Raw genomic sequence first — 14,774 nt, 5'->3', positions numbered from 1 at the left:
CGCGGCTCGCGCTCACTCGTTCGGCGGCGGCGTCTTCGGCCGGAATTCGCACAGCGGCTCGATCGCGCAGTGCCAGCATTCGGGCTTGCGGGCCTTGCACACATAGCGCCCGTGCAGGATCAGCCAGTGATGCGCATCCTGCAGGAATTCCTTCGGCGTGAACTTCTCGAGCGCGGCCTCGACGGCCCGCACGTCCTTGCCGGGCGCGAGCCCCGTTCGGTTCGCGACGCGGAAGATATGCGTGTCGACCGCGATCGTCGGCTGGCCGAACGCGGTGTTCAGGACGACGTTCGCGGTCTTGCGGCCGACGCCCGGCAGGCTTTCGAGCGCTTCGCGATCGGCCGGCACCTCGCCGTCGTAGCGCTCGAGCAGGATGTTGCACGCGGCGATCACGTTCTTCGCCTTGGTGCGGTACAGGCCGATCGTCTTGATGTAGTCGGCGACGCCTTCTTCACCGAGCGCGACGATTTGTCGCGGGGTGTTCGCGACCGGAAACATCTTGCGCATCGCCTTGTTGACCGACACGTCGGTCGCCTGCGCGGACAGCATCACCGCGATCAGCAACTCGAACGGCGTCGTGTATTCGAGCTCGGTGGTCGGATGCGGATTGAGGCTTTGCAGCGTTTCGTAGATCGCGCGTCGTTTGGTGGCGTTCATGGACGGTTCTTGGGCGGTGCGGACGGGCTGCTCCGGTCGTCGTTGTTGTCTGGATCGTCGTTGTCGTTATCGTCGCCGGCTGCCGCGGCTTGCGCGTCGCGCTGCGCCTGCTGCTCGGCGAGCCGCTTGCGGCGGCCTTCGGCCGCGTCGATCTGCGCCTGCACGGCCGCGCTCACACCTTCGGTGTTCTTCGGCCCGGTGCCTTGCTCGGACAGTTCTTCCTTCTTCTTGCGCGCGCGTTCGAGCGCGGCGGCGATGATCGCGCGTTTCTTCGCGTCGGCGTCGTCGGCCGGCGCGGCGCTCGGTGCGTCAGGCTGTTTGCCGGGTTCGGCCGCGGCCGGCGCCGTCCTGGCGGCACCGGCGCTGGCGGCGCGGCGGGCGGCGGCGCGCGCTTCGGCGGCCTCGCGTTCGCGGCGCTGGCGGGCGAGCCGGCGGTCGTGGCGCTCGCGTGCGGCGTCCGCCTGTTGCTGCGACCACGCGTCCCAGCCGGTGCGCTCGCCGGTCACGGGAACCATCGCGATGCAGTCGACCGGGCAGGGCGGCACGCACAGGTCGCAGCCCGTGCACAGCGATTCGACGATCGTGTGCATCTGTTTCGGTGCGCCGACGATCGCGTCGACCGGGCACGCCTGCATGCACAGCGTGCAGCCGATGCACATGCTTTCGTCGATGAACGCGACGGCGCGCGGATGCTCGGTGCCGTTGACGGGGTTCAGCGGGATCACGGGCTTGCCGAGCAGGCGCGCGAGGCGCGCGATGCCTTCGGCGCCGCCGGGCGGGCACTGGTTGTAGCTCGCGTCGCCGGCGGCGATCGCGTCGGCGTACGGACGGCAGCCGTTATAGCCGCACTTCGTGCATTGCGTCTGGGGAAGCAGATCTTCGATGCGATCCGCGAGGGTCTTGGAATCAGTCACGGTGACAACGGGCGCTGTAGCGCCGAATGGCTCTCGGCCGCGTGTGGCGCGGCCGGAAAGGTTTGCCAAACCTTGATTATCGCCGATTTCCCGCATTGCGCTGGACGCCGTCTGTGCGCATAATCGAACCGCTTTTTTGCAGGGGCTCAGCAGGAGGGCGGCCGCACGTGGTGCGCCCGTTCCAGGGCGGCCGGCGCCGAGGCGGTGGGGGTGCCGGTCCGGATCACGCGGCTCACATAGCAAAACGCCACATGAATCAGCCAAAAATCAAAAGAGATCCTGAAGGTACGCGCCGTCGCATCCTGATGGCGGCAGCCGAAGAGTTCGCGAGTGGAGGGCTGTTCGGCGCACGCGTCGATCAGATCGCACGCCGGGCCGAAACCAACGAGCGCATGCTCTATTACTACTTCGGCAGCAAGGAGCAGCTGTTTACGGCCGTGCTCGAGCACGCGTTCTCCGCGCTGACCGACGCGGAGCGCGTGCTGGATCTCGATGGCGTCGCACCCGTCGAAGCCGTCACGCGGCTCGCGCATTTCGTGTGGGATTACTACCGCGATCATCCTGAGCTGCTGCGGCTCATCAACAACGAGAACCTGCACGAGGCGCGCTACCTGCACAAGTCGACGCGGATCCGCGAGATGATGTCGCCGATCGTCGCGAAGCTCGGCAACGTGCTGATGCGCGGCCAGAAGGCCGGGCTGTTCCGCGGCGACGTCGATCCGCTGCACTTCTACGTGACGCTGTCGGGACTCGGCTACTACATCGTGTCGAACCGCTTCACGCTCGCCGCGACGCTCGGGCGCGACTTCAGCGAAGCCGACGAGCGTGCGGAGATGGTCAGGATGAACACCGAGGTGCTGCTCGCGTATCTGCTGCGACGCTGAGCCGTGCGCCGATGAGCGGCCCACTCGCGGCCGCTCGCTGCATAAGAAAACGCCGCCGTGCACACAAGCAACGGCGGCGTTTTTGCGTCGGAATGCGGCGCGTCAGGCGGCCTTGCGCGCGCGAACGGGTTTGACCCGCGTGCTGCCTGTGCTTTTCGCGGCCGGCGCGGCCTTCACGGTTGCCGTCCTGGCGGGGGCAACCGTCGCGGCCGGCGCCTTCGCGCGCACGCGTTTCGCGACGGTGGCGCGCGTCGTTTCGGGCTGCTTGCTGGCCGGCACGGCGGCGAGGGTTGTCGTGGCCGGGGCATCGGCGGGCGTCTTCGTCGCGCCGTTCTTCGGTTCCGGCGCATGCTCGCGGATGAAGTCGCGCAGTTGCGGGTAGATGATCGTGCGCCAGCGGCGGCCCGAGAAAATCCCGTAGTGACCGCACTTCTCCGCGGTCAGGCTGCGGCGATCGTCCTGCGGGATGCCCGTGCACAGCTCGTGCGCGACGTGCGTCTGGCCGCTGCCCGAGATGTCGTCGAGCTCGCCCTCGATCGTCATCAGCGCGGTGTGCTTGATGTCCTGCGGACGCACGCGCTCGCCTTCGACATCCCACGTGCCTTCCGCGAGCCGGAATTCCTGGAACACGACGCGGATCGTCTCGAGGTAGTACTCGGCGGCCATGTCGAGCACCGCGTTGTACTCGTCATAGAATTGGCGGTGCGCTTCGGCGTCTTCCTCGTCGCCGCGCAGCAGGCTCTGATAAAAATCCCAGTGCGATTGCGCGTGGCGCTCCGGGTTCATCGCGACGAAGCCCGTGTGCTGCAGGAAGCCCGGATACACGTGGCGGCCTTCGCCCGGATAATTCGCGGGCACCGTGTGGATCACGTTGTTTTCGAACCACGAGGTCGAGTGCTGCGTCGCGAGCGAGTTCACCGAGGTCGGGCTGCGGCGCGCGTCGATCGGCCCACCCATCATCGTCATTGTGAGCGGGGTGTCCTCGCCGCGGCTCGCCATCAGCGAGATCGCCGCGAGCACCGGCACCGTCGGCTGGCACACGGAGATCACGTGCAGGTTGCGCGCGCCGATGTGACGAATGAATTCCTGGATGTACGCGACGTAGTCGTGCAGGTGGAACGGGCCGACCTCGACCGGCACCATCCGCGCATCGATCCAGTCGGTGATGTACACCTTGTGATCCTGCAGCAGCGTGCGCACGGTATCGCGCAGCAGCGTCGAATGGTGGCCCGACAGCGGCGCGCAGACCAGCACGACCGGCTCGTCCTTCAGTTGCGTGACGGCGTCGGCGTCGTCCGAATAGCGCTTGAACCGCAGCAGCCGGCAGAACGGCTTCTCGACGATCGTCTGCTCGACGATCGGGATGTTGTGGCCGTCCTTGACGATCTGGTGCAGGTTGAATTCGGGCTTCTCGTAATCCTTGCCGAGCCGGTACATCAACTCGTAAGCGGCCGCCATCCGCGTCGCGCCGGGCATCAGCGAGAACGGGCTGGACGGATTGGCGAACGACTTGGAGGCGGCCTGGGCCCAGGCCGTGAGCGGGCTCAGCATGGCCCGCTGGAATTCGTGCAGTTGGTAAAGCATGCAGACTACTCCCGCTTGGGGGACGGTGCGCAGGGGCGGTGTGGTGCGTCGCGGCGTGCCGTGTGGGTCAGCAACCGGCCATATTGCAGTGCGGCCGGACAATCGAGTTGATCATATCGGACAACGATGGATGTTGCAATGCAACATTTCCCCGATTTTTCATCAAACTTTTGCGAATTGACGATCTCTGAAGAAGCCGCCCCGCCGCCGGTCAGCGCCCCGTCGCCATGGCCGGTGCGGGCTGGCCTGCCGCGCGCGCCATTGCATCTTCGTGGTGCATGAGGTTCATGGCGGTATGCACCAACGCCACGTGCGAGAACGCCTGCGGGAAATTGCCGACGAGCCGGCCTTCGACCGGGTCGTATTCCTCGGCAAGCAGCCCGAGGTCGTTGGACAGCGCGAGCAGCCGGCTGAACAGCCGGTGCGCGTCGTCGATCCGGCCGAGCAGCGCGTAATTGTCGACCAGCCAGAAGCTGCACGCGAGAAACGTGCCTTCGCCGGGTGGCAGGCCGTCGTCGTATTCGGTCGTGCGGTAGCGCATCACGAGCCCGTCGTGCAGCAATTCCCGCTCGATCGCGTCGACCGTGCCGACGATGCGCGGGTCTTCCGGCGGCAGAAAGCCGAGCAGCGGCATCAGCAGCACGCTCGCGTCGAGCTCGTCGCTGCCGTAGCTCTGCGCAAACGACCGTTTGCCTTCATGCCATGCGTTCTCGCATACGTCCGCGTGGATCCGGTCGCGCAGCGCGCGCCAGCGGTCGAGCGAGCCGGGCAGCCGGAACATCTCCGCCGACTTGATCGCGCGGTCGAACGCGACCCACGCCATGACCTTCGAGAACGTGAAATGGCGGCGGCCGCCGCGTGTTTCCCAGATGCCTTCGTCGGGCTCCTGCCAGATCTTCTCGAGATGGTCGAGCAGCGCGCATTGCACGGACCAGACCGTGTCGTCGGCCTGCAGGCCGCCTACGCGCGCGAGGTGCAGCGCGGCCATGATCTCGCCGAACACGTCGAGCTGCAGCTGGTTCGCGGCGCCGTTGCCCACGCGCACCGGTTTCGAATCCTGATAGCCGGGCAGCCAGTCGAGCTCCATTTCCGGCAGCCGGCGCTCGCCGGCGATCCCGTACATGATCTGGATCTGCTCGGGCGAGCCGGCCATCACGCGGCCGAGCCACGTGCGCCACGCGCGCGCCTCGTCGTAATAACCGCCGCGCATCAGCGCGAGCAGCGTGATCGTCGCGTCGCGCAGCCAGCAGTAGCGATAGTCCCAGTTGCGGTTGCCGCCGATCTTCTCGGGCAGCGACGTGGTGGGCGCCGCGACGATGCCGCCGGTCGGCTCGTACGCGAGCGCCTTCAGCGTGATCAGCGAGCGGCGCACGGCGGCCGCGTAGCGGCCCTGCACCTGGCAGCGCCCCGACCATTCGAGCCAGTAGTTCTCGGTGCGCGCGAGCATCGACAGCGGGTCGCGCGCGGGCGGCAGCCGCAGGTGGGACGCCGCGTAGCCGAGCGAGAACGGGATGCGCTCGTCGGCGCTCACCGTGAATTCGGCGAGCGTGTGCAGGTTCTTGCCAGTGAGCTCGACCGGTGTGCGCAGCACGACCGTATCGGGTCCGGCGATTGCTTTCATCCCGTTCTCGCGTGACAACTGCGTGACCCACGGGATCGAGAAACCGTAGTCGAAGCGCAACACCAGTTCCATGCGCATCTTCATCGTGCCGTGCCGGCCGACGACGATCCGCACGAGTTCCGACCAGCCGTTGCCGGGCGGCATGAAGTCGATCACGGTGACGGCGCCGTCGACGCTTTCGTAGTCGGTTTCAAGGATCAGCGTGTCGCCGCGGTAGCGGCGTGACGTGTGCGTGATCGCGGCGTCGGCGGCCGGCGCGAGCAGCCAGCGGCCGTGCTCGGGGGTGCCGACCAGCGCCGCGAAACAGGCGCCCGAATCGAAGCGGGGCCAGCACAGCCAGTCGACGGAGCCGTCTTTCGAAATCAGCGCGGCGGTGTGTCCGTCGCCGACGAGGGCGTAGTCTTCGATCAGGGCGGGCATGGGCAAGCGGTCCTTGGGTTATTCGAGTTCACAATGCAGGCTGCGTCGCCCGGGCTTCACGTGTCGGCGTCGCGCCCCGTATACTCGGCCGGGCGGCGGAGCGCATGAACGGCCGGCGTTTCGTCCTATCTCAACACTTGAAGCGACTCGATGCAAGGAGGATTCAATGCCCAACCGTTTACGCGAGCATGACGCACGCGCTTCGACACGAGGGTTCCCGCTTAGGCTCGCTCACTGGATGAAAGGTTTCGCGCTCGTGCTTTCCTTGTCCGCGACCCACGTCTACGCACAACAATCGCCGGCACCGGCCGACGGCGTCTACAACCTGCTCGTCGGCACCTATACGGGGCACGGCAGCGACGGGATCTATGTGTACCACTTCGATACGAAAACGGGCAGCGTCGCGCCCGTGTCGTCGGCGAAGACCGTGAATCCGTCCTATCTGTTGCCGAGCCGCGACGGTCGCACCGTCTACGCGGTCAACGAACTGCCCGGCGACAACGGGCCGGCCACGCAGCGCGGCGGCGTCAGCGCGTTCGGCTTCGATCCGAAAACGGGTGCGCTCACGTTCATCGACCGCGTTTCGTCGGAAGGGAACGATCCCTGCTATCTCGCGCTGTCGCCGGACGGCAAGTACCTCGTCACGGCCAACTATTCGGTCGCGGCCGATCCGGGCGGCAGCTTCGCGGTGTTCCCGACCCGCGACGGCGGCGCGGTCGGCCCGGCCGTGCTCACCGTGCACCACGAAGGCACGGGGCCCGTGAAGGGGCGCCAGGACGGCGCGCACGTGCACTCGACGGTGTTCTCGCCCGATGGTCGCTACCTGTTCGTGCAGGATCTCGGCGCGGACAAGCTCTATGGCTACCGCTACACGGTGGACGGCAGCCGCGGGCTGATCAGCCCGACCGACACGCGCTACACGCCCGTGAAGGCCGGCTCCGGCCCGCGTCACATGGTATTCGGCGCCGACGGCCGGTTCGCGTACGTGACGAGCGAACTCAACGCTTCGGTCGAGGTGTTCGGCTACCACGACGGCAAGCTGACGCCGGTCGAGACGCTGCCGATGACGGCGCCGGGCTTCAAGGGCAAGGTCGGCGGCGGCGCGATCCACCTGTCGCCGGACGGCCGCTTCCTGTACGTGACCAACCGCGGTGACGTGAACGACATCGTGATCTACGCGGTGAGCCAGGCCGACGGCCGGTTGAAGCTTGTAGGCCGCCAGTCGAGCCTCGGCAAGACGCCGCGCGAATTCCTGATCGATCCGACCGGCAAGTGGCTGATCGTCGGCAACCAGGACAGCGACACGTTCTACGTGTTCAGCCGCGATGTCGAAACGGGGCAGCTCGGCTCGAATCCGCAGAAGGTTGCGCTCGGCAGCCCGGTCGACTTCAAGCTGGTGCCGGTGGCGCAGTAAATGCACGAAGGGCGCTGCCGAGGCAGCGCCCTTTCAGTGTCGGGCGGCTGCTTGCGCGGGGCGCCCGTAACGATCGTCTGCGGCCATGCGGCCGCCATGCTCAGTCGGCCGCGGCCGGCACGAGCACCTCGCGGCTGCCATTGATGCCCATCGCCGACACGAGTCCGGCCGCTTCCATCTGCTCGACGAGGCGTGCGGCACGGTTGTAGCCGATGCGCAGCTGACGCTGCACCGACGAGATCGACGCGCGCCGCGTGCGCACGACGAACGCGACCGCTTCGTCGTACAGCGGATCGGCTTCCGCATCCGGCGCGTCGCCGAACAGGTCCTGCGTCGCACCGTCGGCAGCGGGGCCGTCGAGAATCCCTTCCTCGTACTGCGGCTCGCCGAACTGCTTCAGAAATTCGACGATCCGGTGCACTTCCTCGTCGGCGACGAACGCGCCGTGCACGCGCTGCGGGTAGCCGGTGCCCGGCGGCAGGAACAGCATGTCGCCCTGGCCGAGCAGCGATTCGGCGCCCATCTGGTCGAGGATCGTGCGCGAGTCGATCTTCGACGACACCTGGAACGCGACGCGCGTCGGAATGTTGGCCTTGATGAGGCCGGTGATCACGTCGACGGACGGGCGCTGCGTCGCGAGGATCAGGTGGATGCCGGCCGCGCGCGCCTTTTGCGCGAGACGGGCGATCAGCTCCTCGATCTTCTTGCCGGCGACCATCATCAGGTCGGCCAGCTCGTCGATCACGACGACGATCAGCGGCAGCTTCGACAGCGGCTCGGGATCTTCGGGCGTCAGCGAGAACGGGTTGCCGATCTTCTTTTCCTTCGCTTCCGCGTCGCGGATCTTCTGGTTGAAGCCCGCGAGGTTGCGCACGCCGACGGCCGACATCAGCCGGTAGCGCTTCTCCATTTCGCCGACGCACCAGTTCAGCGCGTTCGCCGCGAGCTTCATGTCCGTGACGACCGGCGCGAGCAGGTGCGGGATGCCTTCGTAGACCGACAGCTCGAGCATCTTCGGGTCGATCATGATCAGCCGCACGTCCTCGGGCGTCGCCTTGTACAGCAGCGACAGGATCATCGCGTTGATCGCGACCGACTTGCCGGAGCCCGTCGTGCCGGCGACCAGCATGTGCGGCGCCTTCGCGAGATCGGTGACGACCGGGTGGCCGGTGATGTCCTTGCCCATCGCGATCGTCAGTTGCGACGTCGAGTGCTGGTACTGGCGCGATTCGAGGATCTCCGACAGGCGGATCATCTGGCGTTTCGCGTTCGGCAGTTCGAGGCCCATGCAGGTCTTGCCGGGAATCGTCTCGACGACGCGGATCGACGTGAGGCCGAGGCCGCGCGACAGGTCCTTCATCAGGCCGACGATCTGGCTGCCGCGCACGCCGAGCGCGGGTTCGATTTCGAAGCGGGTGATCACCGGGCCCGCCGATGCGCCGACCACCGTCACCGGCACCTTGAACTCCTGCAGGCGCTGTTCGATCACCTGGCCCGTCTGCGCGAGATGTTCTTCGGTGATCGGTTCGACGTCGCCGGAGGCGGGCTCGAGAAGATCGAGCGTCGGCAGTTCGACGTTGAACGAGGCGGGCGCGTGGAATTCGAATGCGTTCGGACGCGGCGGGCGCTCGGGTGCGGCTGGTGCGTCGGGGCTCGGAGCGCTCGATTCCACGAGTGCGGCGGGATCGACTGCGGTCGGCAGGGTGGCCGCGGGAAACGTTGCGGCCGGGAGCGGCGCGGTCGTGACGGCCGGGATCGCGGTGCCGGTCGTCGTGGGCATTGCGCCGGCGCCGGGCATGGCCCAGCTCGACGGCGCAGCAGCGGCAGCCGGCGGGGCGGCGAACGGCTGGGCCTGCGGCGCCGGGGTGGGCGCGATGGGTGGTGTCGGTGTCGCCACGTCGATGGAGGCGCCCGGAACGGAGAGGGTCGGCAAGGCCGACGCCGACGGGCTCGCGGAAGTCGCGGGCGCAGCCGATGCCGTCGCGGTGGGGGTTACGGCGACGGAGGCAAGCGCACCGCTCGTCGAGACTGGCGTGCCGCCGAATGCGGCGGGCGAAGCGGCCGCGACCGGGCTCGTCGGGGTGAGAGCGCCTGGGACGGCGGCGGCAGTAGCGGCGGCAACGGCAGCGGCAGGCGCGGTGCCGGTTGCCGTCTGTACTGCGCCCGTCGACATGGACGGTTGACCGATCGCCGAAGCGTCGGGCATGCGGCTCGGCGGTGCTGCCGAAGGCGTGGCCGACGCGCTCGACGTTGTGGCAAATGCGCTACCTGACGCGGCGGACGACACTGCGGCAGGCGACACCGGCGTGCTTGGCGTCGGTTGCGAGGCGGTTGCGTTGAAGGACGCGCCGGTCGATGCAGGTGCCGACGAGGCTGTCACGGTCGGCGCGGTCGTAGCAGGCTGCGCGAGGGGCATGCCCGAGGCGCCCGTCGCGGACGTCGCAGCCGCTGCGAACGGTGCGGATACGGAAGACGGCGCTGTGGTCGGGCTGGAAGCGCCCGCTGCGGACGTCGGGACGGATGTCGCGACCGATGCGGCCGGTTGCGACAGCGAACCGGAGGCCGTGTTCGTCACGCCGGCAAACGAAGGCGTGGCGGCGAGCGGCGTGCTGTTCGACGTGTTTGCCGGTGCCGGTGCCGGTGCCGGTGCCGGCGCAGCGGAGCCGGGCGTGGTGCCGATGGGCGACGGCGTGCCAGCTACCGGGGCTGTCTGCGCGACAGCGAAGGGTTCAGCCGACAACGGTTTCGACCACGACGCGGGCGCAGCGGAATCGACGGACGCAGATTCAGCGCTCGCGAAGGTCGACGCAGTCGCCGCAGCAGACGCCACCGGCGTCGCGCGTTGCGTGTCTGCGGGCAACGGCGCGGTGTCGCCAGTGTGATTTTCCGCTACCTTCCAGACCGTTCCCGTCACGGCGTCGGCCAGTGCGGCATTCGACGCGGCAAAGGGCGTCGTCGTCGTCGCTGCCGCGACGGGCATTGCGTCGGCGGGCGGACGCGTCGGCGTTGCCGCGATCGACGAAGCGGGGAGGGGAGTGCCCGGCGCGACCGGCTGGACGGGCTTCACGTCGTCCAGGGTTGCGTGTGCGTGTTGTTTCGCCTCGACCGATACGCCGGTGTCGGCAGGAGGCGCGGATTGCGGCTGGAACTGGCCGGCGATCCTGGCGGCCGTTCCCACGTCCTTCGCATCGACGGGGCGGCCCATATCGCTTGCCGTCGGTGTGACGGCGGCCGCAGGCGCTTCGACAGCCGTGTGTGCGGCCACCGGCTCACGCGTGGCGGACAGCGGCGTGGCAACCGGGCGCTGGTGTGATTCGCCGAGTCCGGAAACCGGCTGGCTGACGATGTCTTCCCACGGCGCAAAGTCGATCGGTGCATCGAATGCTGGCGCGGCAGGAACATCGGCGCCATGCCGATGCTCGCCGTCCGCATGACGCGTCGGCGCATCGTCCTCGATGGCGGAATCCGACATGGCATGGCGCGCGGCGTCACTGAACGTAGAGGTGCCGGTATCAACAGCATCAACCGCATCAACAGTAACAGCAGGCGCGCGCACGATCGGCTCGGCCGGCATGAACGCATCCAGCACGATCGGTGCGTTGTCGTCGTATGCCGACGCAGCTTCGTGCGCATCCGGACGGGTTGTGTCGAGAGGTGCGAACTGACGCGCATCCTGAACGACGCCAGCCGGTACGGCAGTCGATGCAGTCGAGGCCATCGATGCCGCCGATGCTGACGCGGCCACGCTGCCCGCGGCAGCAACCGTGCCGGCCACGGTCGCCGCAGTCGCTGCGGCGGCCGTCGCCGGCGACCCATCGGTCGGGCGCACGCCATCCAGCGCCGCCCACTGCGCGGTGCTGGCCTCGATGGAGCGCAGCGTGTCGTGAACGCTCGGCGCGGGCGTGATCGGCTCCGCGGGCTGTTGTACCCATGCGTAGAGCGGCGCGCGTGCCGGTGTCGGCGGCGTGGGGCGGCGGCGTGCCGCATCCTGCGACTGGCCGGCGGCGCCGGCTCCCGTCACCGGGCGTGCCGGCGTGCGCGGCGGCGTCGTGCCGACCGGACGCGGCGTGACCGCGGTGCGAGGCGCGGCCGGCTGCTTCAGCGCGGCCGCGGCCGGTCGCGCGGCGGTCGGTTGCGGCCGAACGGGCTCGAACCCGGCCGGCAGCGGGGCCGGATTGGGGCGCGGGACTTGTGCGTTCGCGGCGGCGCGCGCGAGGCTGGCGGTGCTGCCGGTCGTCGGGGGCGGCATTGCGCTCGCCGTGCCCGGTGCGGGCGGTGCCGGCATCCGGCTGGCCGGCGTCGGCTTGAGCCACCCCGACGGCGCGACCGGCTCCGCGAGCGGACGCGGTGCTGCCTTGCTGCGCGGCTTCGGCCGGGCTTGCGGATCGGGTTTCCACACCGTCGGGCGCGAATACCGGCCGTTCTGCCGCGGCGCCATCGAGTTGACGGTATGGGCGGTCGTCGGCTGCACGAGGTCGTCGTCACGGTGCAGCGCGCTGCGCGGCAGATCGGCGACGCCGCGCACATCGTCGTCGTCGACGTCGCGCGCGAGCTTGACGCCGAACGACGTGTCGACCCACGCGGCGAACTGCCGCCAGCCGATGCCGGTCAGCCACGGCAGGCCCGCGAAGAACAGCACGACCATCGCGACCGGCGTGCCGATCGGGCCGAGCACGTGCGCGAAGCCGTTCGAGAACGCGTGGCCGAGCGCATTCGTGTCGGGGCCCGACAACGGGCTCGTCAGTGCGCAGCTCGCGACGAACACGGCCGCGAAGCCCAGCCACAGGCGAATCGAGCCGCGGCCGGCGAGGCCGCCGCCAGCGGGTAGCATCGCCTGAACGAGACGCCAGAAGAGAAGGAGGAACCAGACGGCGGAGATGCCGAACCAGCCGAAGACAACCGTGTGCATGCTTTGATGAAACAGGAAGAGGGCGGGGAGCGCGGTGCGCGACCCGCCGAGTTTAACCGGCCGACGAACAGGACTCTAATGCAGCATGAAGGCAGCGCTGCGCTTCCAGGCTGCGGGACGTATGCGTCCGGGTTGCGCGCGTGGCGAAGGCGGCCGGTCGGCCTTCGCCCGCGCGCCGCATCAGGGGCTCCGGCGCGTGAAGGTCAGCGTCGCGCCGGCTTCGGTCACGATCTGCAGTTGCTGCGGCTCGCGCATCTGCACGCCGGTCTTTTCGATGTGCGCGAGCGCATCGAGGTAGGCGTGCTCGAGCTGGCCGCCGAGCGCGTTCGGGCACGCCATGCGCGTGCCGGCGAGCGGTCCGAAGCTCAGCAGGCCGTTCTTGAGCGCATAGGTGCCCATGTAACGGTTGCAGCCCGAAAAGCCGCTGGCGCGCCGGACGCCCGATTCGGTGGACAGCGCGAGCTTGATCGGCTCGCCGTTGTCGCCGTGCGGAATCGTGCGCGGCGTGCCGTCGGCGTTCAGCCAGCTCGTGAGCTCCCAGCTCGTGTCGTCGAGCAGCTGGACGGCGGCCGGATTGTACGGGTCGGGTGCGGGGGCGGCGGAATCGGGGTGGGTCGGCATCGCGCAGGCGGCGAGAAGCGTGGCAAGCGTCAACGCGCAGAGCGGCGCGCGCAACGGGCGAAGCAGACCGGTGCGTGCGCGTGCGGCGGCGGACAAGTGGGACATGAGCCTCGTTCCTCATCGGATTCTGATCAAGGCGTAAGAGTAACGCACCCGCCCCGCGCGAGGCGAGCCGACACTTCGCGCGTGAAAACGTTCGCGGCCCGCCCGCGGGCCGCGCGCGGCGGGGCGGCGGCGCGACGAAACCGGCCAAACCGGCGCGGGTGCGCGTGTTAACATCGAAGCCGTTTTCGTCCTCCAACAGAACCAGCGGGAAATCACATGCAGATCGGTCAGCGGCTCGGTACACCGCTTTCTCCCTCGGCCACGCGCGTCATGCTGCTCGGCGCGGGCGAACTCGGCAAGGAAGTCATCATCGCGTTGCAGCGGCTCGGCGTCGAAGTCATCGCGGTCGACCGCTACCCGGACGCGCCGGGCCACCAGGTCGCGCATCGCGCGCACGTGGTCGACATGACCGACGCCGCCGCGCTGCGCGCGGTCGTCGAGGCCGAGCGTCCGCACCTGATCGTGCCGGAGATCGAGGCGATCGCGACCGACGCGCTCGCCGCGATCGAGGCGGCCGGCCTGGCCGAGGTGATCCCGACCGCGCGCGCGACGCAGCTCACGATGAACCGCGAAGGCATCCGCCGGCTCGCGGCCGAGGAGCTCGGGCTCGCGACGTCGCCGTACGCGTTCGCGGATTCGTTCGACGCATTCAGCGCGGCCGTCGAGAAGATCGGCATGCCGTGCGTCGTGAAGCCCGTGATGTCGTCGTCGGGCAAGGGGCAGTCGGTCGTGCGGACCGAAGCCGACGTGAAGCCCGCGTGGGACTACGCGATGGCGGGCGGCCGCGTGAACCACGGCCGCGTGATCGTCGAGGGCTTCATCGATTTTGAATACGAGATCACGCAACTGACCGTGCGCGCGATCGACCCGGCGACGCTCGAGACGCGGACCTACTTCTGCGAGCCGGTCGGCCACGTGCAGGTGGCGGGCGACTACGTCGAATCGTGGCAGCCGCAGCCGATGAGCGCGCTCGCGCTGGAAAAGTCGCGCGAGATCGCGCACAAGGTGACCGAGGCGCTCGGCGGGCGCGGATTGTTCGGCGTCGAGCTGTTCGTGCGCGGCGACGACGTGTGGTTCTCCGAGGTGAGCCCGCGGCCGCACGACACCGGTCTCGTCACGCTCGCGTCGCAGCGTCAGTCGGAGTTCGAGCTGCACGCGCGCGCGATTCTCGGGCTGCCGGTCGATCCGACGCTCGGTTCGCCGGCCGCCTCGGCGGTGATCTACGGCGGGCTCGACGAGCGCGGCATCGCGTTCGAGGGCGTGCGCGACGCGCTGGCCGTGCCGGGCGCCGACCTGCGCCTGTTCGGCAAACCGGAAAGCTTTGCGAAGCGGCGCATGGGCGTCGCCCTCGCGACCGGCGCGAGCGTCGACGAAGCCCGCGAACGCGCGAAGCGTGCCGCGGCGGCCGTGCGGCCCGTGTCGACGCGCTGACGAGACGAGGCGCGCGCGATGGCATCGAGATGGCGGCGGATCGGACGTATCGGCAGGCTGGGCACCGCGCTGGCGCTGATCGCGAGTCTCGCGGGGTGCGGCCTCGCGGCCGCGCCGTGCCGGGTCGCATCGGCCGGGTTGAAGATCGTGCCGCTCGTCGGCCATATCGCGGCCGCGCCGACCGACGCGTGCGCCGACGTCATCGATCCCTGAG

At 68.9% G+C, this 14,774-nt stretch carries 10 protein-coding genes; 4 read left to right on the top strand and 6 right to left on the bottom strand.

Annotated elements, in window-relative coordinates:
- Positions 1–12: 12 nt before the first annotated feature.
- Together nth and rsxB are read right to left on the bottom strand one after the other, a co-directional pair.
- Entirely contained in the window at positions 13–657 is a 645-nt protein-coding gene (nth, locus tag LMA02_RS11970) for an endonuclease III (protein WP_006754450.1), read from the bottom strand.
- Positions 654–1,667: an electron transport complex subunit RsxB gene (gene rsxB, locus LMA02_RS11965; RefSeq protein ID WP_228905087.1), complete on the bottom strand. Its 1,014-nt coding sequence runs from the start codon at positions 1,665–1,667 to the stop codon at positions 654–656. Before rsxB ends, nth begins: the two co-directional genes overlap by 4 nt.
- A gap of 155 nt (positions 1,668–1,822) precedes the next feature.
- Here rsxB and LMA02_RS11960 point away from each other — a divergent pair, with 155 nt between their 5' ends.
- On the top strand, positions 1,823–2,455 hold the full coding sequence (locus LMA02_RS11960) for a TetR family transcriptional regulator (protein ID WP_228905085.1): 633 nt from the start codon (positions 1,823–1,825) through the stop codon (positions 2,453–2,455).
- Positions 2,456–2,557: 102 nt separating this feature from the next.
- On the opposite strand, the gene phaZ is transcribed toward LMA02_RS11960, so the two are convergent.
- On the bottom strand, positions 2,558–4,039 hold the full coding sequence (gene phaZ / locus LMA02_RS11955; RefSeq protein ID WP_228905083.1) for a polyhydroxyalkanoate depolymerase: 1,482 nt from the start codon (positions 4,037–4,039) through the stop codon (positions 2,558–2,560).
- Between the two features lie 211 nt (positions 4,040–4,250).
- Positions 4,251–6,080, bottom strand: a complete 1,830-nt coding sequence (locus LMA02_RS11950; RefSeq protein ID WP_228905080.1) for a glycoside hydrolase family 15 protein — start codon at positions 6,078–6,080, stop codon at positions 4,251–4,253.
- Between the two features lie 166 nt (positions 6,081–6,246).
- Between LMA02_RS11950 and LMA02_RS11945 the strand changes: the two genes are divergently transcribed.
- Positions 6,247–7,494 (top strand): lactonase family protein, encoded by a 1,248-nt coding sequence (locus LMA02_RS11945; protein WP_228905079.1) that lies wholly within the window; start codon positions 6,247–6,249, stop codon positions 7,492–7,494.
- 100 nt (positions 7,495–7,594) lie between these two features.
- On the opposite strand, the gene LMA02_RS11940 is transcribed toward LMA02_RS11945, so the two are convergent.
- Entirely contained in the window at positions 7,595–12,403 is a 4,809-nt protein-coding gene (locus LMA02_RS11940) for a DNA translocase FtsK (protein WP_228905078.1), read from the bottom strand.
- Between the two features lie 180 nt (positions 12,404–12,583).
- A complete protein-coding gene (locus LMA02_RS11935) occupies positions 12,584–13,129 on the bottom strand; it encodes an META domain-containing protein (protein WP_175760379.1) in 546 nt (181 codons plus the stop codon).
- Positions 13,130–13,345: 216 nt separating this feature from the next.
- Here LMA02_RS11935 and purT point away from each other — a divergent pair, with 216 nt between their 5' ends.
- Positions 13,346–14,560, top strand: a complete 1,215-nt coding sequence (purT, locus tag LMA02_RS11930) for a formate-dependent phosphoribosylglycinamide formyltransferase (RefSeq protein ID WP_228905077.1) — start codon at positions 13,346–13,348, stop codon at positions 14,558–14,560.
- Positions 14,561–14,578: 18 nt separating this feature from the next.
- Positions 14,579–14,773: a DUF6726 family protein gene (locus tag LMA02_RS11925; protein WP_228905072.1), complete on the top strand. Its 195-nt coding sequence runs from the start codon at positions 14,579–14,581 to the stop codon at positions 14,771–14,773.
- Position 14,774 lies beyond the last annotated feature (1 nt).

The organism is Burkholderia sp. B21-005 (assembly GCF_020843965.1).
GTDB lineage: Bacteria > Pseudomonadota > Gammaproteobacteria > Burkholderiales > Burkholderiaceae > Burkholderia > Burkholderia ambifaria.
The sequence above is the reverse complement of the archived record's forward strand: the minus strand, read 5'-3'. Positions and strand labels throughout refer to the sequence as shown.

Bases quoted from the DNA above. Each gene is read 5' to 3' on its own strand.
- LMA02_RS11940 (WP_228905078.1), bottom strand. From the start codon at position 12,403: ATGCACACGGTTGTCTTCGGCTGGTTCGGCATCTCCGCCGTCTGGTTC.
- purT (WP_228905077.1), top strand. From the start codon at position 13,346: ATGCAGATCGGTCAGCGGCTCGGTACACCGCTTTCTCCCTCGGCCACG.
- rsxB (WP_228905087.1), bottom strand. From the start codon at position 1,667: ATGCGGGAAATCGGCGATAATCAAGGTTTGGCAAACCTTTCCGGCCGC.
- LMA02_RS11960 (WP_228905085.1), top strand. From the start codon at position 1,823: ATGAATCAGCCAAAAATCAAAAGAGATCCTGAAGGTACGCGCCGTCGC.
- LMA02_RS11945 (WP_228905079.1), top strand. From the start codon at position 6,247: ATGCCCAACCGTTTACGCGAGCATGACGCACGCGCTTCGACACGAGGG.
- phaZ (WP_228905083.1), bottom strand. From the start codon at position 4,039: ATGCTTTACCAACTGCACGAATTCCAGCGGGCCATGCTGAGCCCGCTC.
- LMA02_RS11935 (WP_175760379.1), bottom strand. From the start codon at position 13,129: ATGTCCCACTTGTCCGCCGCCGCACGCGCACGCACCGGTCTGCTTCGC.
- LMA02_RS11925 (WP_228905072.1), top strand. From the start codon at position 14,579: ATGGCATCGAGATGGCGGCGGATCGGACGTATCGGCAGGCTGGGCACC.
- nth (WP_006754450.1), bottom strand. From the start codon at position 657: ATGAACGCCACCAAACGACGCGCGATCTACGAAACGCTGCAAAGCCTC.
- LMA02_RS11950 (WP_228905080.1), bottom strand. From the start codon at position 6,080: ATGCCCGCCCTGATCGAAGACTACGCCCTCGTCGGCGACGGACACACC.